Source organism: Amycolatopsis vancoresmycina, assembly GCF_000716785.1.
Taxonomy (GTDB): Bacteria; Actinomycetota; Actinomycetes; order Mycobacteriales; family Pseudonocardiaceae; genus Amycolatopsis; species Amycolatopsis vancoresmycina.
Map to the genome: position 1 here is coordinate 538,756 of NZ_JNYY01000008.1, position 23,227 is coordinate 561,982.

Below are 23,227 nucleotides of genomic sequence, written 5' to 3' on the forward strand. Positions count from 1 at the left end.
GACTGGACAAGGGCACGCCCCCCGTGGAGGACCAGGGTTCCGGCAAAGTCGTTTGTGCTGGTCATGGGGTGATTCCGAAGAGTGTGAGTGGTCGGGTGGTGTCTCGGGCCATGTGGCGGAGGGCTGCGGCGATGCTGTTGTGGCCTTGTGTGCGCAGGGCGCTGATGGCGAGGTTGCGCAGGGAAGCCATCGCGCGGGGTCCGGTGCCGGTGCGGACGCGGGAGGCGTCTTCGCGGTAGGTGGTGTCGCGGACCCAGTGCAGCCGGTTTTCGATTTCCCAGTGTCGGCGTAGGTGGGTGGCGATGTCGGTTGGTCCGGTGCCGGCGGGCAGGCTGGTGATGCCGTAACCGGTGTGGGTTTCGCAGGTTCCGGTGGTGCGGTCGGTGCGGTAGCGGGTGAGCTGGAAGACCTGTGTGGTGGCGGGGAAGCCGAGGTCGTCGGGGGCGGGCAGGACTTCGATGGTGCGTTGTTCGAGGCGTCCGTGTCCGATTCCGGTGCTGGTGTGGTGGGTGGCCTGGGGCCAGGGCAGCGCGGTGAGCCGGGTGTGGAGGCGGTGCTGGTTTGCTTTGACGGTGAACACGTAGTCCGCGTCGCGGCGGGTGAGGTGGCGGGTCAGGCCGCGGGTGGTGTGCAGGGCGTCGGCGGTGACTACGACACCGGCGAGGTCGATGTTCTCGAGCAGGGGTGGCATCCAGCTGATTTCGCTCGTTCCCCTGGTCACGTTCTGCTGGGCCAGCACGATGCCGTCCTCATGGGTCAGCGCGGAGAGCAGGTGCACGCCCGCTCCGCCGGTGCGGGGGAATGTGCCGCGCAGGGATGTGCCGTCCACGGCGATCGCAGTCGGGCCCTCTGTGGTGGTGGCGTTGATCCAGCAGCTGATCGCGGTATCGAGGTCGTCGCCGTTGATTCCGCAGAGCACCCGCCGCACGGTGGCTTCGTCCGGGGCGATGTGCCGGTCGCGTCGGGGGTCGAACCGGGCGCCGAGGCGGGCCAGCACGCGCTGGGGTGCGTCGGCGGCCCATTCCCCGATCGCGGTGAACGACTGCGCTCCCGCAGTGACTGCGGCCGCGGCCAGCGCCGGGACGGATGCCAGTGAATGCCGCATCCCCCGCCGTTTCCGCGGGTCAGGCACCAGGGCCAGGTGATCGCGCAGATCAGCTGCTCGATCGAGGTCGGCAGAGGCCAGTCGGGTCAGCACGGCAGGGCTGGGAGAAGATGCAACAGCAGGCACGGCTCTCTCACAGATCATGGGCTTCGACAACCACATGATCACCACCGAGAGCCGTGCCTGCCTGCAACGACACGACTTTGCCGGAGCCCTGCCCAGGGAGGGCGGGGGGTCTGTGCGGGGCCCTAGCTGGCGAACCAGAAGATCGCGCCGCCGATGGCGAGGAGTGCCGCGATTCCCAGCACCACCGCCATGAACTTCGCCGTCTTCCACGTCGAATAGACGCCACCCACCAAGAATCCTCCGAGCGCGAGCAAGAGGACTCCGACTACTCCGTTGTTCACAGAACGCCCTTCGTCGACGGGATGCCGCCCGCCCTCGGGTCCGGCTCCGTCGCCGCTCGCAGTGCTCGGGCCACCGCCTTGTACTCCGCCTCCGCGATGTGGTGCGGGTCGCGGCCGTGGATCACCCTTACGTGCAGCGCGATCTGGGCGTGGAACGCCAATGAATCGAACACGTGCCGCGTCAACACGAACGGATAGTTTCCGCCGATCGTGAACGTGGTGAACTGCTCCGGCTCGCCCACGTGCACGCAGTACGGGCGGCCCGAGACGTCGATCGCCGCGTGGGCCAGGGTTTCGTCCATCGGGATCCATGCGTCGCCGAAGCGGCGGATGCCGCTCTTGTCGCCCAGGGCCTGGCGGATCGCCTGGCCCAGCACGATCGCCGTGTCCTCCACCGTGTGGTGGGCGTCGATGTGGACGTCGCCGGTGGCCTCGACCTTGAGGTCCAGGGAACCGTGGACGCCGAACGCCGTCAGCATGTGGTCGTAGAACGGGACGCCGGTCGAGATCTCGACCTCGCCCGTTCCGTCGAGGTCCAGCTGCACGAAGATCGAGGACTCCTTGGTGGTCCGTTCGACCTTGCCGATGCGGGTCATCGCGAGACTTCCTTACTCGCCTCGAGGAAGGCGTCGTTCTCTTCCGGGGTGCCGATGCTCACGCGCAGGTGACCCGGGATGCCCGGGTCGCGGATCAGCACCCCGCGATCCAAATAGGACTGCCAAGCGGCCGAAGGCGAGGCAAACCGTCCGAAGAGGACGAAGTTCGAGTCGCTCGGCACCGGGTCGTAACCCAGCCCTGCCAACGCCTCCACGACGCGGTCGCGTTCCGCGGCCAGCTTGTGCACACTGTCCAAAGTGGCGTCCGCGTGGCGCAGGGCCGCCCGGGCCGCCGCCTGGGTGAGGCGCGAGAGGTGGTACGGCAGGCGCACCAGCTGCAACGCGTCGACCACCGCCGGGGCCGCCGCCAGGTAGCCGAGCCGGCCGCCGGCGAACGCGAACGCCTTGCTCATCGTGCGGGAGACGATCAACGACGACGGGTAGTCCGCCAGCAGCTCGACCGCGCTCGGCTGCGACGAAAACTCCGCGTATGCCTCGTCGACCACCACGATCCCGGTCGCCGCGTCCAGCACGGCACGCAGCTCGGACAGCGGGATCGAGCCACCGGTCGGGTTGTTCGGGCTCGTGACGAACACGATGTCCGGCCGCCGGGAAGCGATGACCTCGGCCGCCGCGGCCGTGTCCAGGGTGAAGTCGTCGCGGCGCGGCGCCGGGACCCACTCGGTGCGGGTGCCGGACGCGATGATCGGGTGCATCGAGTACGACGGCTCGAAGCCCAGCGCGCTGCGCCCGGGGCCGCCGAACGCCTGCAGGATCTGCTGCAGCACCTCGTTGGACCCGTTCGCCGCCCAGACGTTCGCCTCCGACAGCACCACCCGCGTCGACACGCTCAGGTAGTCCGCCAGGTCCTGGCGCAGCGCCACCGCGTCACGGTCCGGGTAGCGGTGCAGCTCGGCAGCCTCCGCACGGACCGCCTCCGCGACATCCGCGACCAGCGAAGGCGGCGGCGGGTACGGGTTTTCGTTGGTGTTGAGCCGGACCGGGACGTCCAGCTGCGGTGCCCCGTAGGGCGACTTGCCGCGCAGGTCCTCGCGCAGCGGCAGCTGGTCCAGGGTGACCTCTTCGCCGATCGTCATCAGAGCGAACCTCCGAAGCGCGCGGTGACGGCCTCGCCGTGCGCGGGCAGGTCCTCGGCGTCGGCCAGCGCGACGACGCGGCCGGCGATCTCGCGCAGCGCGTCCTCGCTGTAGTCCACGACGTGGATGCCCTTGAGGAAGCTCTGCACGGACAGGCCCGAGGAGTGGCGGGCGAACCCGCCGGTGGGCAGCACGTGGTTGGACCCGGCGCAGTAGTCGCCGAGCGACACCGGGGCGTACGCGCCGACGAAGATCGCGCCCGCGTTGCGGACCCGGGCCGCGACCGCGCGCGCGTCCGCCGTCTGGATCTCCAGGTGCTCGGCGGCGTAGGCGTCGACGACCCGCAGCCCGTCATCCACTGTGGACACCAGGATGATGCCGGACTGCTTGCCCGCCAAGGCTTCGGCGACCCGCGAACTGTGCTTCGTCGCGGCGACGCGGTTCACCAGTTCCTGGTCGACCGCGTCGGCCAGCTCGGCCGACGTCGTCACCAGGACGCTCGCGGCCAGCGGGTCGTGCTCCGCCTGGCTGATCAGGTCGGCGGCGACGTGCACCGGGTCGGCGGTCTCGTCGGCCAGGATGGCGATCTCGGTCGGCCCGGCTTCGGCGTCGATGCCGATCAGGCCGCGCAGGAGCCGCTTCGCCGCGGTCAGGTAGATGTTGCCCGGGCCGGTGACGATGTCGACCGGGGCCAGCTCGGCGCCGTCGGTGTCCGTGCCGCCGTACGCCAGCAGCGCGACGGCCTGCGCGCCGCCGGCGGCCCACACCTCGTCGACGCCGAGCAGCTCGGCCGCGGCGAGGATGGTCGGGTGCGGCAGCCCGCCGAACGCGGCCTGCGGCGGCGAACAGACGACCAGCGACCCGACGCCGGCGATCTGCGCCGGGACGACGTTCATCACCACGGTCGAGGGGTACACGGCCAGCCCGCCCGGCGCGTACAGACCGACGCGCTCGACCGGCACCCACTTCTCGGTGACCGAGCCGCCCTCGACGACGGTGGTCGTGACGTCGGTGCGGCGCTGCTCGGCGTGCACCTTCCTGGCCCGGGTGATCGACTCCTCGAGCGCGGCGCGCACGGCCGGGTCCAGCTGTTCCAGAGCCTGCGTCAGCGCGGCACGCGGTACCCGCACGGAGGACGGCCGGACCTTGTCGAACTTCTCGGTGTACTCGAGGACGGCTTCGACACCGCGGTCGCGGACCGCCTCGACCACCGGGCGCACGTGATGCAGCGCCGCGTCCACGTCGTATTCGGCGCGGGGCAGCGTGGCGCGCAGTTCGGCGGCGGTCGGGACCTGCCCGCGCAGGTCGGTGCGGTTCAACATGCCCTCCAGGGTACGAGGTCACACTGGGACGCCCGTCGGCGATACTCCCCGGTGACGGCCGATCCCAGCATGCAGGAGGCAGCGGTGGCGCGAATCGCGTTGTGCCAGGTCAACTCGGGTGACGATCCGGAGGCGAACCTGAAGCTGATTCGCTCCGGGGTGGAGGCCGCGGTGGCGGACGGCGCGCGGATCGTCGTGTTCCCCGAAGCGACCATGGCGCGCTTCGGACGGCCGCTCGAGCCGGTCGCGGAGCCCCTGGACGGGCCGTGGGCGTCGGCGGTGGCCGCGGTGGCGGCCGAGCACGACGTGGTCGTCGTCGTCGGCATGTTCACCCCCGCGGACGACGGGCGGGTCCGCAACACGCTGCTGGTCACCGGCGGCGGGCACCACCGCGGCTACGACAAGATCCACCTCTACGACGCGTTCGGGTTCGCCGAGTCCGACACGGTGGCGCCCGGCACCACGGCGACGACGTTCGAGCTGGACGGCGTCGTCTTCGGCGTCGCGACCTGCTACGACGTCCGGTTCCCGGAGCTGTTCCGCGCCCTGGCCGACGACGGCGCCGACGTCGTGCTGCTGCCGGCGTCCTGGGGCGCGGGCGAGGGCAAGCGCGAGCAGTGGGAGGTGCTGGTGCGGGCGCGCGCCCTGGACTCGGGCTGCTGGGTGCTGGCGTGCGGCCAGGCCGACCCGGCGGCGACGGGCGTCACGGTCAACCCGAAGGCGCCGACGGGGATCGGCTACTCGCTGGCCGCGGACGGCTTCGGCCGGGTGGCGGCCGCCGCGGGCGCGGGCACGGAGACCTTGCTGGTCGACGTGGACCCGGCGGTGTCGGCCAAGGCCCGCGCCGCCACCGGAGCCTTGGCCAACCGGCGCCTCTAGCGCAACAGGCCCTCGCGGATGGCGACGCGCACGAAGCCCGCGCGCCGCCGTTCGCCGGTCTTGTCGCGGATGCGGTCCAGGTAGGACCGCACCGTGCGGACGCTGATGTTGAGGATCTCCGCCACGTCGACGTCCCGCTCCCCCGCCGCCACCAGGCGCAGCACCTGCTTTTCGCGCTCCGACAGCACGATCTTCGGGCCCGCGTGGCGCTCCTCGCTGTCCTGGATGATCATCCCGGCCAGCGTCGGCGACACGTACGCGTTGTCGTCGGCGATCGTGCGGATCGCGCGCAGGAGCTCGTCGCCGTCGACGTCCTTCGACAGGAAGCCCTTCGCGCCCGCCTGCATCGCGCCGAGCACCTCCGGCTGTTCCGCGTGCGCGGACACCACCAGCACCTTGTGCCCCATCTGCCCCACCTCCAGGACCGCGGCCGCGTCCTGGACGCCCCGCAGCTTGAGGTCGAGGACGACGACGCTGCCGGACGGCTGGTCCTGGACCGCGAACCGGGCCACCGAGTCGGCGACCGCGCCGAGCTCGATGTCCGGCGCTTCGGTCAGCACGCGGGTCAGCGCGTACCGGTAGAGCGGGTGGTCCTCGATCACCCCGACCGGGATGCGCCGCGCGGAGTCGCTCATTTGCGGCCGCCGCGCCGGGGGCCCGCGCCGCCGATCAGGCCGCGGCGGATGGCCTCCTTGACCAGCCCCGGCCGCCGCCGCTCGCCGGTCTTGTCGCGGATGCGGTCGAGGTAGCCGCGGACCGTGCGGACGCCGATGCCGAGGATCAGCGCGATGTCGACGTCCCGCTCCCCCGCGGCCACCAGCCGCAGCACCTGCTCCTCGCGCGGGGACAGCTCGGCTTCGGCCGACACGGCGGGCCGGTCGGCGTTGTCCTTCATGATCATCCCGGCGACCACGGCCGAGACGTACGCGCCGCCGCCGGCGACCGTCCTGATCGCGATCAGCAGCTCGTCGGCGTCGACGTCCTTCGACAGGAACCCGCGCGCCCCCGCCGCGATCGCGCCGAGCACGACCTCCGGCTCGGCCTGGGCGGACACCACGAGCACGTGGTGCCCGAGCTCGCACACCTCCAGCACGGCCGCCGCCCCGGCGACACCGGGGAGACCGAGGTCGAGCAGGACCACGCTGCCCGGTGGCTGCCGGTGCACGTGGAACCGGGCGACCGAGTCGACGACCGCGCCGAGCTCGACGAAGTCCGCCTCGGCCAGCACACGTTCCACGGAGACGCGGTACAGCGGGTGGTCTTCGATGACCGCGACCCGGACCCGCCCCTGGTCCAGCTCACCCTCGGTCGGACGCTCTTCTGTCATGTGCACGACTTTCACCCCGTTCCACCCGACGGAGCCGGCCGCCCGGCCGTGGCCGGGTCCAGCGCGGGGCCCGTCGGCACCAATGCCAGCAAACTACCTGCGATCGGCGGCTTGGCGACGCTTCCGTAGCCGAGCGAGGCCAGGGACTGCGCGTTCACCACCGGGTACTTCCGGCCCGTGTCGGTCACCAGGTACGCCGTGACCGAACCGGCTTCGACGACGACGGCCCCACCCGAAGGGGGGACGTAGACCTCGTCCGCCACCCTTGCTTCGGTCCGGGTGGCGACCTGGATGGCTTTGGCGCCAACGGGAAGCGGGAATTCGGCCGAAACGAGCAACCGGCTGCCCTGAACGCACAGCGCCACGGAGTTCCCGGTGATCGGTGCCTTGCCGGGGATGCGGTCGGGGAAGGCCGCCGGGTCGGCGCCGCCGGCCCGCGGCGCGGCGACCTTCGGCACCGCGGCGACGTCCGCCGCACGCACGTCGGCCGGCTTCGGCGTCCCTTCGTAGGCGGACGCGTTCGCCTCCGTGGTGACCAGCAGGCTCGCTTCGGTCTGCCCGACCGGCTCGAGCCCGTCCCGGCGCACGAGGTAGTACGACGTGGCGGTGCCGGGCGCGGCCATCGCGTCGACGACGGCGAGGACCTCGCCGACCCGGGTGTCCCGGCCGCCCACCTTCGGCCCCCGGTCGCCGGCGCCGTCGACCGGCAGCGCGGTGAGGTCGCGACCCGCCGGGACGGTGTCGATCCAGCGCGCGGACACCGCGATCGTCGGGTAGCTGTCGAACTGCAGCGCGGTCGCGGCCTCGTCGCTCAGCTTGTACCGCCGCCCGCCGGCGAGCAGGAAGCGGTCGCCCTGCGGCAGTCGCACGATCACGCCCTGGTCCCGCGGCAGCTCGACGCCGGACGCGGGCTCGGCCAGCAGGACGGCGGTGCGCGGCTCGGCCGACGCGGGCGCGTCCTGGGTGGTCCGGCTGCAGCTCGTCCAGGGAACGTTCACGAGCGCTTTCGGCGACGGCAGCGAGTCGGGCGCGCCCGGGATGCCGATCTGCGCACCGCGGCCCGCCTTGCCGAGGTTTTCCGGCGACACCGACACGGTCGCGTCGCCGTTGCCGCCGGCCAGCAGCCGCGCGGAGGCGTAGTTGAGCACCGGGTGCAGGACGCCGTCGGCGCCGAGCACGAACCGCGCGCCGGTGCCCTCCTCGACGATCACCTTGCCGCCGGCCAGCCAGTCCTTGCCGCCGGAGGGGTTCAGCAGCCCGATGATGCCGAAGACGGCGGTGACCAGCAGGGCGGCCGCGACGCCCAGCACGGTGCCGAGGACGAGCCGCCGGCTCGGCGAGACGGGGTGGTTGGCGTCGGCGGCGACGAGCGCGGAGACGAGCCTGCGGCGGAGGAACTGGTACGCCTGGATCTGGTCCCGCTGCGTCCACACGCTGCTGCGCCCCCGCTGTGTGCGTCGTCCTCCCGAGTGGCCGATGCTAGGCACCGGACCGGCGTGCGGCGAGGGTAATTTTTACGCCCACGCCGCATCTGGGGAGGCAGTAGCGTCGGGGCGGGGAAAGGGGAGCCCGTGTCCGTCGATACCGCCGTCCGCCTGGCACCGTCCCGGCCCGCGTCCACGCCGCTGCGGTGGCTACTGCCGATCCGCCCGCTGCAGGCCGCGGTGTGGGAGATCGCCGCGATCGCCGTGCTGCTCGCGTGGATGGCCGACGGCGTCACCCAGCCGGTGCAGCTGGGCGTCAGCATCGGCGCGGGCGCGGTGGTGCTGCTGACATCGGTCCGCTTCGCCGGCCGGCACCTGGCGGGCTGGGCGCTGACGTGGACGGCGTTCCGGTTGCGGCGCCACGACACCCGCCGCGACAGCCCGGACCCGCTGCTGACGGTGGCGGGACCGGTGAAGGTCCGCCAGCACGTCGACCGAGCGGGCAACCGGTTCGGTGTGGCGGAGGTCGACGGCGGCTGGAGCGCGCTGATCCGGTTGACACCGGGGCCGGGAGCACCGGGGCCGCTGGTGGAGGCTTTGCGGTCGGCGTACGAGCGGGCGGACATCCCGCTGGCGTCGGCGCAGCTGCTGACGTGGGCGATCCCGCGCGGCGACCAGGTGCTGCGGGTGCGGTGGCTGGCGGTGCGGTACCGGCCCGACCTGGCGCCGATCGCGGCGCTGGCTCGTGGTGGCGGGGACCTGGGTGCGTTGCGGAGCACAGCGTCGGCGGCGTTGAGCCTGATGGGTGTGCTGGCTGAGGCGGGGTATCAGAGCACGGTGCTGGAGGCCGGGGAGCTCGCGAAGGAGCTTCGGGTGGCTTTGGGCGTGCAGGGGCCTGGTTCCGGGGCGCCTGAGGGGTGGCGGGCTTGGACCTGGGGCGGGGCTTCGCAGGTGTGCTTCCGGCCGCGGTCGCCGCGGGTGCTGGATCTGGCGGTTCCGGGGGCGGCTTTCACGGCTACTTCGTACACGCTGACGCGGACGGCGGGTGGGCGGGAGAAGGCCGAGGTGACGGTTCGGGTGGGGGCTCGGGCTGGTGCTGCGGTCCCGGTGCCGGCCGGGGTGGTTCCGCTGCACGGGCGGCATGGGGCCGGGGTGCGAAAAACGCTGCCGCTGGCGCTGGACAGCTGAACCCGCGCAAGCCTTCTAATCGGCACCGCCGGGTTTTTCACGCAACAGCGCGAGGACGCGGCGATACGAGGGGCCGTAAAGCTTCTCGTCCCGCTCCGCGCACGCCTTCAACACAGCCGCTTCTTCCTCCCAAACCCGCCATGCGTCATCGATCCGGTTCACCGAATGGAGGCCGGCCGCGAGATTGCTCAACGCGATGGCAAGTTTGTGTTGATAAGAAGCCGGTTCGCCCGATGCGAGACGTCGATAAAGATCAACCGATTCCTCGACGTTGCGAAGAGCTTCGCCCAGCTGTCCCGCCTCCTCGAGTACAACGCTGGAGTTCACCAAAGACATGGCCAGTTCGGGTTCGTGAATATCGGGTTCGGCAACAGCAAGACGCCGATACAGGCTCACCGATTCCTCAGCGGCCGCGAGCGCATCTTGAAATCGCTCCAGATCCTTCAGGATCACGGAGAGATTGATCAGCGTTTTGGCGAGTTTGGGTTCATGGAAGGCAGGCTCGCTTGCCGCGAGGCGTCGATTCAATTTGAGCGACTCCTCCGTGACGCCGAGAGCTTCGCGCGGACGCCCCAGTTTGAACAGCATCTGGCCGAGGTCGAGGAGCGCCATGGCGAAATAGGTTTCGTGCACAGTCGGGTCTTCGACCACAAGGCCTCGATACAGTTCCACGGATTCTTGTGCGGCACTCAGCGCATCACGGTACTGCCCGGTTTCACCCAGAAGGAAACCGAGGTTCGTAATCGACATCGCAAGTGCATCCTGATAAAGATCCGGTTCGACCGCCACGAGGCGCCGGTGTATTTCCACTGATTCCCGCACACTGTCGACAGCGTCATGAAGCTCTCCCAGCTCACCCAGGACAAGGCCGAGATTCAGCAGGGCCATTGCCAGGATGGGTACCTGGGATTCCGGCGCTTCGGCCGCGAGCCGCCGGAACAGTTCAACAGATTCCCGGGCAACTTCGATGGCCTCGCGCGGACGCCCCAGTTCGCGCAGGACGAGCCCCAAGGTGTTCAACGAGTACGCAAAAAGTCCTTCGTCGAAGTTCGCTTCGTCGACCGCGAGGCGCCGGTGGATTCCGACTCCTTCCCGAGCAAGCTCGACAGCGTCACGCGGACACCCCAGCTCGCGAAGGATGAACGACGCTCCAACCAGCGAAGCCGCCAGGTCCTGCTCATAGGTTTCGGGGTCATCGATCGCGAGACGGCGATAAAGTTCAACTGATTCTTCGATGAAACCGAGAGCGCTGCGAAAGCGCCCCAGCGCCTGCAGGCTGCTGCCGAGGTCGAACAGCGCATCGGCCAGGTCGGGCAGGTAACGATCCGGATCGGCCTTGACCAGTTCGCGATGGTGCGCCACGGCGCATTGGCTGATGGCAGCCCTGAGGTTCCGGAGGCTGACCGGCGCTTCGATGGTGATCAACCGGAGCCGCACGAGCCCGTCGTCGGCGTCGACCAGCGCAGCCAGCGCAACGTCCAAGGCATGACCGGCAACACCCGTGTCGATGATCCCCGCCAGCAGTTCCGGCAGGTGCGCTCGCTGGCGGTCCAGCAGCGGCACGAGTACCTCGAGCGCGTCCGGGAACTCCGTGTAGCTGCGCACCAGGGCCGTGATCGCCGCCGTGTCTTCTTCGCGCAGCAGGTTCGTCCTTCCCAGCACGTCGAGGACGAGCCGCTCCCCCACCAAGTGCGGACGGAGGTCGAGGCGGCCGTCCGGGCCGGGCGGGTGCCGGCGGCGGGCCCAGCGCGCGATCGTCATCCGCGACTCGAACGCGGCCTTCTTCGAGTACTGCGAAACCCGCCGGAGCAGGTCCGCTGCTTGCTCGTCCGTCCGAGCCGGCAGCACGAGCAGCACGGCGACCGCCTGCGACAGGACCTCGACGTCGCACCCCTTCGGCAGCCGGTCCAGGTCGGCTTCCCAGCTGTGCAGTTCCAGTGCGACGAGCTCGGACATGATTTCCGCGAACGACCAGGTCCGGGTTCCCTGTCGGCCCAGCGCCGCGAGCAGGGCCCGGGCATGCACGATCAGGGGCGTGTCACCGTCGTGGCCGACGGCTCGGTCCGGCAGGTCCGGCGGCGGGATCTCGAGCTTCCGGGCGTAGGCGCGGACGGCTTCCCCGAACCACCGCTGCCGGTCGCCGGAGTCTCCCAGCGCCGTCAGCGACACTCCCTGGTTCACCTGCGGCAGCACGGTTTCCGGCATCGGCCCCAGGCCCTCACGGGCGATCATCAGCAGCCGCACCAGGGTCGGGTGCTTGGACGCCTGCAGGATCAGGGTGTCCAGGCCGGCCACCCGGTCCGCATCCTCGACAATCACCAGCGTCGGCTCGCCCGCATCGGCGATCAGCTTCACCAGCTGTTCCCCGTTGCCGGTGAATCGTCCTGCGGCCCAGCCGGCCGGGAGGGATTCGGCGACGGCCAGCGCCAGCCGGCTCTTGCCCACTCCCGCCGGGCCCGAAACGACCCGTACCACCCCGGCGGACGAGCTACGATCGACGCACCACGCCAGCAACTCGTCGTGCACCGCCCGGCGACCCCACAACGGCGTCGGGCTGAACGGAGCAGTCAGCAGATACACGAGCTGACGAGCGTCGACCGAGGCGTCTTTTCGTTGTTCGGGTGCAGGAGGACGCAAAGGGGCGAGCAGTCCGTCTCGTGCGGTGCGGCGGTTCCGCTGTTCCTGCCGGGCCTGCCAGACGGACAACAATGCCTGCGTAACGACCAGAGCGAACCCGAAGGCCGCCAAACTCCAGGTGAACGTGCTGGTGACGAGGTTGGTCACCATCCCCAGACCGGCTGCGAGCACCACGGACACCACGCCGTGCCACCACCGGGCCGCCCACATTCGCCGCACATGTGCAGGGTCGCAACCAGCCCGGCGCGCGCAACGATTCTCGCGCAATTGTGATGTGGAGTTTCCCGCCGCAGACGCCTTCGAAAGCCAAGGCGAACGCGCCGGGGATTCCGGTGGCCCGCTGCACGGGCGGCACGGGACCGGGGTGCGCCGGACCCTGCCGCTCGCGCTGGACGGCTGACTCAGCCGATGACGATCGTCCTGATGCTCCGGGCGGGCAGCTGAGCGTTGAACGCTCCGTTCGTGACCGTGACGTCGGTGTACTGCGCGAGGTTCGCACTCGCGCTCGTCAGCCAGGTCGGGGCGGTCGCGGAGCCGGTGTCCCGGACGGTGAACGCGAGGTCGGCCGCCGCGGTGTTCTTGTTGATCGCGACGATGACGACCCGCGCTCCGCTCTTGAACGCCGAGACGTAGACGTTCGCCTGCGGGTTCGCGGTCGCGGTGATCCGCGAGTACCCGGGACGCACCCACTTCGCGAAGTGCGCCATGCAGGCGCCGCGCTTGCTGATCTGGCCGTCTTCGCGCATCGGGCCGTACGACCGGCGGATGTACCACCACACGTAGGTCTGGAACCGGCCGTCGACCAGCGCGCGGTGGATGTGTTCGCCCACGTCGAGCGCCTGCGGCCACAGGTCGGCCGAGTCGGTGCTGTTGGGGTAGTAGACCTCCGTCATCCACAGCTCCTTGCCGCCGCCCTTCTGCTGGAAGAGCGGGTAGGGCAGGTTCGCGAACGAGGTGCCGTAGAGGTGCGTGCCGATGATGTCCACGTTCGCCAGCGCGGTGGCGTCGTTCAGGATCGGGTCGGACATGTTCTTGCGGTACTGGAACGACTCGGGCGCGATGACCCGGGTGGTGAGTGAGCCGGCGTTCTCGCGCAGGAACCTGACGATCTCGGCGGCGGTCCACGCCGTCCACGCCGACGCGTAGTCCGGCTCGTTCTGGACCGAGATCCCGTACAGGTTCACGCCGTTGCTGGCCATGAACGCGGTGAAGTCGTTCAGGTGCTGGGCATAGGCGCCGTAGGAGCCGTACTTCAGCCGTTTGCCCCCGGAGAAGCTTTCGGTCATCGAGGCGGGCGGGTTCCACGGCGAGGCGATGACCTTCGCCCCCAGCTCGCTCGCGCGCTTGGCGGTGGCGACCTCGCGGCTCCAGTTGTTGCGGTCTTCGTGCACCGGGATGCGCAGCACGGTGAACCCCAGCTGCCCGGTGCCGTTGCCGAACGCCGTCTCGCGCTGGGCGGCGGTGAGGTCGCTGATCCAGACGGTGTGGTTCATCCCGCCGAAGCCCAGGATGGTCTGCTGCACGTTCGACGGCTCGACGACCACGGAGGTGGCCGCCGCGGCCGGTGTCCGGGCCGCCAGCACCGGCAGGACGGCGCCCGCCGCCAGCACGGTCCGCCGGCGCAGGAACGGCGAACTTCCGGACTGCTCTTGGCGTGGTGACATGGCATCTCCCTGTGTCGGCGGTGAACGACCTGGGAGCGCTCCCAAACAATCTTGACAGGGTCCGCGCGGCACCGTCAATGAAACGTTCAGTCGAATACCTCGACGGCCCGGCAGCCCCTCAGCCCCGGACGGCTTCGTACACCCCCGCGATCATCGCCACCACCGGCACCAGCGACAGCAACACCAAGAACTCCGACACATCCAAAAGCCGCGACCAGTAAGGCGACCGCAGTCCCCGCGCCACCCGCGTCGCGTACACCAGGCAGATCACCGCCGCCAGCACCACCGCGCAGCCGGCCGCGAACACCGCCGTGCGGTTGCCCGACGCCACCAGCCACACCCCCGCGCACACCAGCGTCGGCACCCCGAAGCCGATCAGCACCAGCCGCTGGGCGCGGCCCGCGTACGACCGTGACCGCAGGATCCACGCCAAACCCAGCAACCCCGCCAGACCCGCCTCCCACGGCCCGCCCGCCGACAGCACGACGGACGCCGCCAACACCACCAGGCCCAAAGCCACCAGCAACCCCGTCAGCACCGCCTGGGCGCGGGACGTCCGGCCGATCATCTCCGTGCCCAGCGACGGCTGCTCGTCCGCGCGGAACGCCTCCATGTCGTCCGGCACCCGCGGCAGCGGCAAGCGGGCCAGGCGCAACGCCAGCATCGGCGCCACCGCCGCCAGCGCCGTGCACAGCACCGCCACCACCGCCGCCGCCGAACCGGCCGAAACACCCGCCAGCAGGACGACCCCGCACGTCAGCGCCCCGAAACCGGCCGCGCCCGTGATCGCCACGAACCACGGCAGGCGGTCCGCCACCGACACCGCCGCCAGGACGCCGTACACCGTCACCGCCGCGAGGCCCGCCGCCAGCGGGCCCGCCGACAACGAAAACAGCGGGTGCGGGGGCAGCACCGACATCCCCGCCAGCAACGCCACGCCGACGCCCGCCAGCGACCCGGCCGCGCCCGCCTCGGCGTCGCCGTAGGCACGGCTCAGCGCGCCGCCGCCGAGCAGCAGCACCAGCGCCAGCAATCCCGTCCCGATCGGGGCCAGGACACTGCCGGACGCCGCCGCCTGCACCAGCAGGCCGCCCGCCAGCAGCAGGACCACCGCGGCGACCAGGCCGGACCGGCGGGCCACCGACGGGCCCCAGCCCCCGGACGTGTCGGCGACGCTGGCGATCGAGTCGACGACGTCGTCGAACAGCAGCGGACCCCGCGGGCGCTCCCGCGGGGTCAGGTGCAGCACTTCGCCGTCGCGGATCTGGGCCGCCGCGACGCTGAGTCCCAGAGCGAGGGGCGCCCCGCCCAGCCGGGAAAGCACCCAGCCCGGATGTTCGGCCGACGCCTGCCCGGACGCTCCGGCCAGCCGCACGAGCTGCGGCACCAGCTCGGCGAACGTCGACTGCTGCGGCAACGCGACATCGACGCGGGCCCGCGGTGTGACCACCGTGACCCGCCGGGTCGTGCCGGTCAAAGAAGCTGTCATCACACGTCTTTCGCGGCCGCGATCACCGGGGCGAACTTGGCGGAAGACGCCTCGGCCAGCTTCTGCAGCCCGGCGTTCACCGCCTCCAGGACGATCTCCGACAGGTTGCGGGCGTCGTACTCGCGGATCGCGCGGGGGTCGATGTCGATCGAGGTGAAGCGGCCGTCGCCGCGGAGGGTGACGGTGACCTCGTTCTGCCGCGAGTGCGCCTTGACCTCCATCGCCTCGACCGTGCGCTGGATCCGCTGGACCTCTTCGGTCTGCTTGCGCACCTGCGCCAGCAGCTCGTCCATGTCCGGCACCGCGTACGGATCGGTCACTGTGCTTTCCCTTCGTGCTGGCGGACGTGGACGCTGCCCACGAACCGCTGGAAACCGGGGGCGAGCCGCCGCGCGGCCGCGGGTGCGGCCGTGCAGGCGAGCTCGAGCACCAGCCGGTCCGCCGGCACCGCGCCGGGGACCGTCAGGTGCACCTGGGTCTGGATCAGCTCGGTGCCTTCGCCGGTGCGCAGGCGCAGGAGCTGCATGACGCCGGGCGCGGCGGGCTCGCCGACGTCGCGGCGGTTCAGCACGTCGATGCCGGCCAGCGTCCGCGAAAGCCGTTCGACGGCCTCGGCGGCGATGTCGTCGATCGTGGCGCCGTCCGGCCGCTGCTGCACGCTCACCGTGATGTTCGGGACGAACTCGCCGGGCGGGGCGTCGTGCACGGCGACGAACACCGCGCCCGAGTCGCCCGGGTCGACGGCGGTCCAGCCGTCCGGGATGACGAAGTCGAGGGGAAGCGTCATCACAGCCCCACGTAGGCGACGGCGTCGTCCCAAGCGGATCCGACGGCGTCGGCCGCATCGGTTGCCGCGTGGCTGACCGCGTCGACGGCGGCGCCGCCGTACTCGGTGATCGTGTGGCCGAGCTTCGGCAGGTCGATGTCGATCTTCGCGCCGACACCGAGGCCGAGCCCGAGTGCCGCCCCCGCCTTGAAGTTCACCTTGAGGTGCCCGGCGTCGTAGACGGCCTGGGCGTCCAGCTGCGCGCCGAGGCCGTACTGCAGGGTGCCGTTCGCGCCGACGCCGATGCCCGCGACGTCCGCGGCGACCTCGCCCTCGACCTTCCCGCCGACGAAGGCGTTGGCGTGCGCGCCGACGCCGTGGGCGCCGATCGTGCCGGACCCGCTCACCTCGCCGCCGGCGAACACCGTGCCCTTGGCGTGGGCTTCGGCGACGCCCCACTCCTTCTTGGCCTCGGCCTCGCCGTGCAGCGCCGCGAGTTCCGCGTGCCCGGACGCGCTCGCGTCCCAGCCCTTCGACGTGATCTTCCCGTCGTACTCCGGGGAAAAGCCGTCCTGCTCGTGCTGGAACTTGTAGTAGGTGATCTCGGTGTTGCGGCCGATCTTGTTCTTCAGGCCCTCGGCTTCGGGCTGCCCGAACGGCGTGTCCGCCTTCTTCGGCGCGCGCGTGCCTTCGAGGCCGTCCCAGGTGAGCTTCTTCCAGCCCGAGTTGCCGAACCACGACGGCACGGTCCGCGGCCGCTTCCGGCCGTCGAGGGGCTCGCCGTTGAGCCAGTGCAGCGGACCGCGCGCCCACTTGCCGAGCTCGTGTTCCAGCCGTCCGACGCCTTCGGGCGGGAACAGCTCGGCGAGCGCGTCGGAGAACTCGTCGACGACCTGGCGGGCCGCTTCGACGCTCTGTTCGCCGAGCTGCCGCGCGGCTTGGATGAACGCGCCGACCGAAGCGGAGTTCACCGCGCGAGCCTGCGCGGTCAGCTGGGCGGCGTACTGGTCGAACTGCGCCAGCACCGAGTCGACGGCGGCTTCCGCGGACTGCACCAGCTGCGCGGCGGTCGAAAGCCGCTTCGCCTGGTCGTCGAGCTTCGTGGCGGCCTCGGTGAGCCCTTCGCCGAGCTTCTCCGCCGCCGTCGCGAAGGCGGTGTAGGCGTCGCCGTCCCAGTCCGCGTGCAGCGTCTTCGCGGACTCGCCGATTTCGCGCGCCTTGCCCGAGACGGCCGACGCCTGGCCGGCGACCCGCTGCGAGGCGGCGCTCAGCGCCCCGGGGTCCCCGGTGACGCGCCGCCGGCACTCGGCGAGCACCCGCCGGTACCCGGACAGCACCGAGCTGACCACCCCGGACGCGTCGACGACCCCCGAGCCCGCCATCGGCTAGTTCCCGGCCGCGTCGTAGCCGACGTGCTGGCTGAAGTGCTTGCCGTTGTAGTCCAGCGCGATGTCGAGGTCGAAGTCCTGCCCACCGGGAGCCTCCACAGTGGACTCACCGGTGGTGAGGTTGGTGTGGATGACGACCTCGTCCGCGTGCCCGCCCACCGGCGCCGGAAGGGGCGTGGGGGCCGGGGCCGGTGTGGGGACGGCGGCCGGCGTCGTCGTCCCGGCGTGGTCGACGGGGATCCAGCTGTTCGCCGGGTTGGCCGTGCCGGTCCCCGCGGTGCCGCTGGAACCGGCGCCGGTGGCGAGCGCGGGCGGGGTGTAGTCAGTGAACGAGGGCTGCTGCGGGATCCCCCCGCCGCTCCCGCCCGCCACCGCCTGCTGCCCCGACGGGCTCGCCACCGGCGCCGGGGTCTGCGGCGCGCGGACCGGGGTGTTCCCGATCGACGGCGTGGTCGCGCCCGAGCCGCCGGAAGAGTGGTGGAAGAGCTTCTCGATCTCGCCGATGACCTGCGCGAGCGTGGTGACCTGCTGGGCGAGGTCGACCGCGCCGAGCGCCTTGAGCAGCGCGCCGATCGCGGTGATGAACGCCCGCAGCGACGCGCTCGTCGCGGTCGACAAAGCGACCGCGGCCCCGTAGGTCCACCAGTTCGACATCAGCGCGGCGACCGTCGGGTTCACCGCGGAGACGACCGCGCGGTAGGCCTCCTGCGCGGTCTTGATCAGCGTGCCGGAGACGCCGAGCAGCTCGGCGCCCTTCTGCACGACGTTGATGATCTTCGTGAGCTGGTCGAGGGAGTCGCTGATCTTCTTCAGCGCCGACTCGCTCGCCGCGCCCGACCAGATCTTCCCGAGCTGGTCGGCGGCCTTGGTGAGCTCGTGGTACATGCTGAGGAACTGCTCGGCCTTCTTGACCAGGTCCACCACGTGCTTCGCGATCTGCTCCGGCTGGCCGGTGACGATCTGCGGCAGGACGGTGATCGGCCCGCCCGAGGACGCGGTCGCGTCCATCGCGCTGGAGTTGGGGAAAGTCAGCATCGGACCTCACAGGGATTCGAGGAGCGGACGATCAGGCGACGACGGAGGCGGGCCGGTAGACGCTGACCTTCGCCAGGCCGCCGATGCGGGCGTCGAGCAGCCCGTGGTTGTAGAGGCGGCCGCCGTCGCCGGCGACGCCGATGACCGGCTGGCGGTCGGAGAACATCAGCGGCTCCACGACGACGACGTCCCCGCTGTGCACCCCGCCGGGCACGTCGGAGAACGTGCGCGCGGTGCCGGCGTAGACCTCGATCAGCCCGACCCGCGCCTGGTTGTCGGCGTCGCCGGCGAGCCAGTCGTTGAAGTCGGCGACGCCGTGGAAGCGGGTGTCGGTGATCGGGTGGTCGCCGAGCCTGCCGAGCCGCGCGTCGCCGAGGTAGCGCAGCACGTTCCCGACCGACGACGGTTCGCCGTGGGCGCCCGCGCTGTCGTTGATGGCCAGGGTGGCGAGCTCGGAGGCGTGCGGGCTGCCCCAGATCGAGGACGCGGTGCTCGCGGGGGCGTGCCCGCCGCCGTAGCCGGCGGCCGCGTCCCGGTCGGCTGCCTGGTAGGCGTCGGCGCTGGCCTTGACGAGCCCGTTGACCTGCTGCAGCAGCTGCAGGAGCGTGCGGACGGCGGTGATCTGGCTGGAGTGCAGGGCCGCGTTCGCGGCGGCGACCGCGCTGCCGAAGGTGGCGAACGACATCGGCTGGACGACGAGCCGTTCGAGGTCGGCCACGGCGTTGATGCCGTGGGCGATGATGCCCCCGACGTTGCCCACGGCGGAGCGCATCGCCTCGGGCTCAGCCCGGTACTCGCCGGCCATGGGTCTCCTTCCGGGGGGTCTGCTCGGCTGAGCGTAGGTTCGGCCCCGGAAGCGGGCGGACGGCAAAAGTACCCACCGCGGCGTGGCGGCGAGTGGCCAAAATACCGGTCAGAGCCACCCCGATCCGCTGGAGCATTGCTGCATGAGCCTCTCGCCAGAGCGCCCGTCCGAGATCGTGCTGCAGTCGCCGCCGATGCTCCCGAAGAGCTCGTCGGGCGGCATGGTGCAGCTGATGATGTTCCTGCCGATGATGCTCGGCATGGGCGCGATGTCGTTCGTCTACATCGGACGCGACGGCGGCGTGATGACGTGGATCTTCGGCGCGCTGTTCGTCTGCGCCATGGGCGGCATGGTGGTGATGTCGCTCGGCCGCGGCGGGATGGCGAAGAAGGCGCAGATCAACGACGAACGCCGGGACTACCAGCGCTACCTGTCCGGGCTGCGCGCGCAGGTCCGCGACATCGCCGACGGCCAGCGCGCGGCGATGATCGCCGTCCAGCCGGACCCGGCGGACCTGTGGGCCTACGTCGAGACCGGCAAGCTGTGGGACCGGCGGCGCACCGAGCCGCAGTTCGCGCAGGTGCGCGCGGGCACCGGGCCGCAGCGGCTGGCGACGCCGCTGAAGGCACCGCAGACCGTGCCGCTGGAGGACCTGGACCCGGTGTCCTCCACCAGCCTCAAGCACTTCATCCGCACCTACTCGACGGTGGACGGCCTGCCGGTGGCGCTGTCGCTGCGGTCGTTCGCCGCGGTCACCGTGGCCGGGCGGCGGCCCGACGTGCTCGGCCTGGTGCGGGCCCTGGTGTGCCAGCTCGTCACCTTCCACTCCCCCGCCGACCTGCGGGTCGCGGTGTGCGTGTCGCCGGACCGGCAGCACGACTGGGAATGGGCGAAGTGGCTGCCGCACGCGACCGCGGCCGGGGCGGCCGACGCCGTCGGCTCGCGGCGGCTGGCCGCCGACACCGCGGCCGGACTGGCCGAGCTGCTGGGCGCCGACCTCGGCGAGCGGCCCGCGTTCAGCAGGCGCGCGGCGGCCGAGCTCGACCTGCCCCACCTCGTGGTCCTCGTCGACGGCGGCGACGCCCACGGCGAGCCCCGGCTGATCGGCGAGGACGGCAGGCTCGGCGTCACGGTGATCGAGGTCGGGCAGGAGCACCCGCGGGCGTCCTCGACCGAACGGCTGCTGAGCCTGCACACGGCGCCGGCGTCGCTCGGCATGGTCGTCGGCGACGGCGGCGAGCAGCGGCTCGGCTTCCTCGGCCGCCCGGACACCCTCGACCGCGGCGCCGCGGAAGCCCTCGCCCGGATGCTGACACCGTTGCACACCCCGGCCGCGGTCGTCGGCGAGAAGCCGATGTCGTCGACGTTCGGACTGGCCGGGCTGCTCGGCATCGGCGACCCCCGCGACACCGACACGGCGGTGACGTGGGCCCCGCGCGCGGCACGGGACCGGCTGCGGATCCCGCTGGGCGTCAACCCCGAGGGCCGTCCGGTCGAGCTGGACCTCAAGGAGTCGGCCGAGGGCGGGATGGGCCCGCACGGCCTGGTCATCGGCGCGACCGGGTCCGGCAAGAGCGAGCTGCTGCGGACGCTGGTGACGGCACTGGCCGTGATGCACTCGTCGGAGACGCTCAACCTGGCGCTCATCGACTTCAAGGGCGGCGCGACCTTCGCCGGGATGACCGGGCTGCCGCACACGTGCGCCGTCATCACCAACCTGTCCGACGACCTCGCGCTGGTCGACCGGATGGCGGACGCGCTCAACGGCGAGCTGCTGCGGCGGCAGGAACTGCTGCACGCGGCCGGGAACTACGCGTCGGTGCGGGACTACGAGAAGGCCCGCGCGGACGGCGCGCCGCTGGACCCGCTGCCGTCGCTGCTGGTGATCATCGACGAGTTCAGCGAGCTGCTGTCCGCACGGCCGGAGTTCATCGACCTGTTCGTGGCGATCGGCCGGCTCGGCCGCTCGCTCGGCATCCACCTGCTGCTGGCGTCGCAGCGGCTGGAGGAAGGCCGGCTGCGCGGGCTCGACTCGCACCTGTCGTACCGGGTCGGCCTGCGGACGTTCTCGGCCGCGGAAAGCCGGGCGGTGCTGGGCGTGGCCGACGCCTACCACCTGCCGCCGGTGCCCGGGTCGGCGTACCTGAAGGCCGACACCGAAACGCTGATCCGGCTCAAGGCCGCGTACGTCTCCGGGGAACTGCCGCCGCGCAGCACGGTCGTGCGCGAGGACGGCCAGGAGCTCGGCGTGCTGCCGTTTTCCCTGGCCCCGGTGGAGATCCCGGTGACGACCGAGGTTTCTCCCGGTCCGGAAACCGAAGGCACCGGCGAGACGATCATCGGCGCGATGCTGTCGCGCCTGGCGGGCCGCGGCCCGGCCGCGCACCAGATCTGGCTGCCGCCGCTGGCCGAACCGCCGACGCTGGACCAGCTGCTGCCACCGCTCGGCGAGGACGCGGCACGCGGCCTGTGCCCGCTCGGCTGGGGCGGCAACGGGAAGCTGACGATCCCGGTGGCGCTGGTGGACAAGCCGTTCGAGCAGCGCCGCGACCTGCACTGGGCCGACTTCTCCGGCGCGGCCGGGCACGCGCTGATCGTCGGCGCACCGCAGAGCGGCAAGTCGACGCTGATGAAGGACATCGCGGGCATGCTGGCGCTGACGCACACCCCGGCCGAGGTGCAGCTGTTCGTGCTGGACATGGGCGGTGGCGCGCTGGCGCCGATCGCCGGGCTGCCGCACGTGTCGGGGTACGCCACGCGCCGGGACGCCCAGCGCTGCCGCCGGGTCGTCGCCGAGCTGACGACGCTGCTGGAGCAGCGCGAGGAGTTCTTCGCCGCGCAGGGCATCGAGTCGATGGCGGCGTTCCGCGCCCGCCGTGCCGAGCTGACCGAGAGCACCGACGGCCGCGAGTTCGGCGACGTGTTCCTGCTCGTGGACAACTGGACCACGATCCGCCAGGAGTACGAGCAGCTGGAGGAGCAGATCACCGGCCTGGCGGCGCGCGGCCTCGGCTTCGGCATCCACGTGATCGTCTCGCTCAACCAGTGGATCGGCGTCCGCGCCCAGCTGCGCGACGCGATCGGCACGCGCTTCGAGCTCCGGCTGGGCGACCCGATGGACTCGTCGATCGACCGCAAGGTCGCGGCCAACGTCCCCACCGACCGCCCGGGCCGCGGCATCACGGCGGAGAAGCTCCACTTCCTGGCGGCGCTGCCCCGCATCGACGGCGACCAGCGCCCGGAGACGGTCGGCGCGGGCGGCGTCGACCTGGTGCGGCGCATTTCCGAGGCGTGGCACGGGCCGCGCGCCCCGCAGGTCCGGCTGCTGCCGCCGGAGGTGCCCCTCGATGGGCTGCCCCCGGCTCCTTCGCGCCAGGTCACGCTGGGCATCGCGGAATCGACGTTGCGCCCGGTGTACCTGGACTTCGCGGCGGACCCCCACTTCGTGGCGTTCGGCGACGTGGAGTCGGGCAAGAGCTCGCTGCTGCGCGCGATCGCCCGCGGCATCACGTCGGCGTACACGCCGGAGGAAGCGGCGATCATCGTGGCGGACTACCGGCGGGGCCTGCTGGGCGCGGTTTCCGAGCCGTACTTGCTGGGCTACGCGGGGGCCGAGGGCAAGCTGACGGACTTGATCGCGGAGTGCGCGCAGGCGATGCGCAACCGCCTGCCGGGGCCGTCGGTGACACCGGACCAGCTGCGCAACCGCTCGTGGTGGCGCGGACCGGAGCTGTTCGTCCTGGTGGACGACTACGAGCTGGTGGCAACGGTGGGCCGCAACCCGCTGCAGCCGCTGCTGGAGTTCCTCCCGCAGGCCCGGGACATCGGCCTGCATCTGGTGATCGTGCGCGGCTCGGGCGGCGCGGGCCGGGCGTTGTTCGAGCCGGTGCTGCAGCGGCTGCGGGAGCTGGGTTCGCCGGGGTTGGTGATGTCGGGCGCGAAGGAGGAGGGGGCGCTGCTGGGCGAGGTGAAGCCGTCAGCGCAGCCGCCGGGGCGCGGGACGCTGGTGTCGCGGCGGCACGGGACGGGGCTGGTCCAGGTGGCGTGGACGAAACCGGTGGAGGCCTGAGCCGGGAACGGCGGTGGCCGTCGTCCCGG

The 23,227-nt window shown here is 71.5% G+C and carries 18 protein-coding genes; 3 read left to right on the forward strand and 15 right to left on the reverse strand.

Annotated features, from left to right (window positions below; all coding sequences use genetic code 11):
- Positions 1 to 61 precede the first annotated feature (61 nt).
- The 4 genes from OO60_RS22270 to hisD form a co-directional block, all read right to left on the reverse strand.
- Positions 62 to 1,198 carry an ISAs1 family transposase gene (locus OO60_RS22270; protein WP_240490865.1) on the reverse strand — a complete coding sequence of 379 codons (1,137 nt, stop codon included), beginning with the start codon at positions 1,196 to 1,198 and terminating at the stop codon, positions 62 to 64.
- Between the two features lie 310 nt (positions 1,199 to 1,508).
- Positions 1,509 to 2,108 carry an imidazoleglycerol-phosphate dehydratase HisB gene (gene hisB, locus OO60_RS22275; protein ID WP_004559610.1) on the reverse strand — a complete coding sequence of 200 codons (600 nt, stop codon included), beginning with the start codon at positions 2,106 to 2,108 and terminating at the stop codon, positions 1,509 to 1,511.
- Positions 2,105 to 3,205: a histidinol-phosphate transaminase gene (locus tag OO60_RS22280; RefSeq protein WP_004559608.1), complete on the reverse strand. Its 1,101-nt coding sequence runs from the start codon at positions 3,203 to 3,205 to the stop codon at positions 2,105 to 2,107. Before OO60_RS22280 ends, hisB begins: the two co-directional genes overlap by 4 nt.
- The gene (hisD, locus tag OO60_RS22285; protein ID WP_004559607.1) at positions 3,205 to 4,527 is read right to left on the reverse strand and encodes a histidinol dehydrogenase; all 1,323 of its coding nucleotides are present in this window, start codon (positions 4,525 to 4,527) and stop codon (positions 3,205 to 3,207) included. The genes OO60_RS22280 and hisD overlap by 1 nt, the downstream gene beginning before the upstream one ends.
- An 84-nt stretch (positions 4,528 to 4,611) precedes the next feature.
- Between hisD and OO60_RS22290 the strand changes: the two genes are divergently transcribed.
- Entirely contained in the window at positions 4,612 to 5,406 is a 795-nt protein-coding gene (locus OO60_RS22290) for a carbon-nitrogen hydrolase family protein (protein WP_004559605.1), read from the forward strand.
- Here the strand turns inward: OO60_RS22290 and OO60_RS22295 are convergent.
- The 3 genes from OO60_RS22295 to eccB are packed head-to-tail and all read right to left on the reverse strand — an operon-like array spanning position 5,403 to position 8,166.
- Positions 5,403 to 6,041, reverse strand: coding sequence for a response regulator (locus OO60_RS22295; protein ID WP_004559604.1), 639 nt, complete (start codon positions 6,039 to 6,041; stop codon positions 5,403 to 5,405). The genes OO60_RS22290 and OO60_RS22295 overlap by 4 nt on opposite strands.
- Positions 6,038 to 6,733, reverse strand: coding sequence for a response regulator transcription factor (locus OO60_RS22300; RefSeq protein ID WP_205624258.1), 696 nt, complete (start codon positions 6,731 to 6,733; stop codon positions 6,038 to 6,040). Before OO60_RS22300 ends, OO60_RS22295 begins: the two co-directional genes overlap by 4 nt.
- Before the next feature lie 11 nt (positions 6,734 to 6,744).
- Positions 6,745 to 8,166, reverse strand: coding sequence for a type VII secretion protein EccB (eccB, locus tag OO60_RS22305; protein ID WP_033261980.1), 1,422 nt, complete (start codon positions 8,164 to 8,166; stop codon positions 6,745 to 6,747).
- A gap of 138 nt (positions 8,167 to 8,304) precedes the next feature.
- Between eccB and OO60_RS22310 the strand changes: the two genes are divergently transcribed.
- Complete coding sequence (locus tag OO60_RS22310) at positions 8,305 to 9,345, forward strand: type VII secretion protein EccE (protein ID WP_033261981.1); 1,041 nt, start codon at positions 8,305 to 8,307, stop codon at positions 9,343 to 9,345.
- Between the two features lie 15 nt (positions 9,346 to 9,360).
- Here the strand turns inward: OO60_RS22310 and OO60_RS22315 are convergent, their stop codons facing one another.
- The 8 genes from OO60_RS22315 to OO60_RS22350 form a co-directional block, all read right to left on the reverse strand.
- Positions 9,361 to 12,165, reverse strand: coding sequence for a tetratricopeptide repeat protein (locus OO60_RS22315; protein WP_162186951.1), 2,805 nt, complete (start codon positions 12,163 to 12,165; stop codon positions 9,361 to 9,363).
- 218 nt (positions 12,166 to 12,383) lie between these two features.
- On the reverse strand, positions 12,384 to 13,646 hold the full coding sequence (gene xynC / locus OO60_RS22320; protein WP_033261983.1) for a glucuronoarabinoxylan endo-1,4-beta-xylanase XynC: 1,263 nt from the start codon (positions 13,644 to 13,646) through the stop codon (positions 12,384 to 12,386).
- Positions 13,647 to 13,764: 118 nt separating this feature from the next.
- The gene (gene eccD / locus OO60_RS22325; RefSeq protein WP_033261984.1) at positions 13,765 to 15,135 is read right to left on the reverse strand and encodes a type VII secretion integral membrane protein EccD; all 1,371 of its coding nucleotides are present in this window, start codon (positions 15,133 to 15,135) and stop codon (positions 13,765 to 13,767) included.
- On the reverse strand, positions 15,135 to 15,455 hold the full coding sequence (locus tag OO60_RS22330) for a YbaB/EbfC family nucleoid-associated protein (RefSeq protein WP_004558471.1): 321 nt from the start codon (positions 15,453 to 15,455) through the stop codon (positions 15,135 to 15,137). The genes eccD and OO60_RS22330 overlap by 1 nt, the downstream gene beginning before the upstream one ends.
- Positions 15,452 to 15,922 carry a hypothetical protein gene (locus OO60_RS22335; protein ID WP_205624240.1) on the reverse strand — a complete coding sequence of 157 codons (471 nt, stop codon included), beginning with the start codon at positions 15,920 to 15,922 and terminating at the stop codon, positions 15,452 to 15,454. The genes OO60_RS22330 and OO60_RS22335 overlap by 4 nt, the downstream gene beginning before the upstream one ends.
- On the reverse strand, positions 15,922 to 17,283 hold the full coding sequence (locus OO60_RS22340; protein WP_004558473.1) for a WXG100 family type VII secretion target: 1,362 nt from the start codon (positions 17,281 to 17,283) through the stop codon (positions 15,922 to 15,924). Before OO60_RS22340 ends, OO60_RS22335 begins: the two co-directional genes overlap by 1 nt.
- A gap of 3 nt (positions 17,284 to 17,286) precedes the next feature.
- Positions 17,287 to 18,324: a WXG100 family type VII secretion target gene (locus OO60_RS22345; protein WP_004558474.1), complete on the reverse strand. Its 1,038-nt coding sequence runs from the start codon at positions 18,322 to 18,324 to the stop codon at positions 17,287 to 17,289.
- 31 nt (positions 18,325 to 18,355) lie between these two features.
- Positions 18,356 to 19,129, reverse strand: coding sequence for a WXG100 family type VII secretion target (locus tag OO60_RS22350; protein WP_004558475.1), 774 nt, complete (start codon positions 19,127 to 19,129; stop codon positions 18,356 to 18,358).
- Positions 19,130 to 19,271: 142 nt separating this feature from the next.
- Between OO60_RS22350 and OO60_RS22355 the strand changes: the two genes are divergently transcribed.
- A complete protein-coding gene (locus OO60_RS22355; protein ID WP_033261985.1) occupies positions 19,272 to 23,198 on the forward strand; it encodes a type VII secretion protein EccC in 3,927 nt (1,308 codons plus the stop codon).
- The last annotated feature ends 29 nt before the right edge of the window (positions 23,199 to 23,227 follow it).

Coding starts and splice junctions, on each gene's coding strand:
- hisB (WP_004559610.1), bottom strand. CDS start 2,108: ATGACCCGCATCGGCAAGGTCGAACGGACCACCAAGGAGTCCTCGATC.
- OO60_RS22280 (WP_004559608.1), bottom strand. CDS start 3,205: ATGACGATCGGCGAAGAGGTCACCCTGGACCAGCTGCCGCTGCGCGAG.
- hisD (WP_004559607.1), bottom strand. CDS start 4,527: ATGTTGAACCGCACCGACCTGCGCGGGCAGGTCCCGACCGCCGCCGAA.
- OO60_RS22295 (WP_004559604.1), bottom strand. CDS start 6,041: ATGAGCGACTCCGCGCGGCGCATCCCGGTCGGGGTGATCGAGGACCAC.
- OO60_RS22300 (WP_205624258.1), bottom strand. CDS start 6,733: ATGACAGAAGAGCGTCCGACCGAGGGTGAGCTGGACCAGGGGCGGGTC.
- xynC (WP_033261983.1), bottom strand. CDS start 13,646: ATGTCACCACGCCAAGAGCAGTCCGGAAGTTCGCCGTTCCTGCGCCGG.
- eccD (WP_033261984.1), bottom strand. CDS start 15,135: ATGACAGCTTCTTTGACCGGCACGACCCGGCGGGTCACGGTGGTCACA.
- OO60_RS22335 (WP_205624240.1), bottom strand. CDS start 15,922: ATGACGCTTCCCCTCGACTTCGTCATCCCGGACGGCTGGACCGCCGTC.
- OO60_RS22340 (WP_004558473.1), bottom strand. CDS start 17,283: ATGGCGGGCTCGGGGGTCGTCGACGCGTCCGGGGTGGTCAGCTCGGTG.
- OO60_RS22345 (WP_004558474.1), bottom strand. CDS start 18,324: ATGCTGACTTTCCCCAACTCCAGCGCGATGGACGCGACCGCGTCCTCG.
- OO60_RS22350 (WP_004558475.1), bottom strand. CDS start 19,129: ATGGCCGGCGAGTACCGGGCTGAGCCCGAGGCGATGCGCTCCGCCGTG.
- OO60_RS22355 (WP_033261985.1), top strand. CDS start 19,272: ATGAGCCTCTCGCCAGAGCGCCCGTCCGAGATCGTGCTGCAGTCGCCG.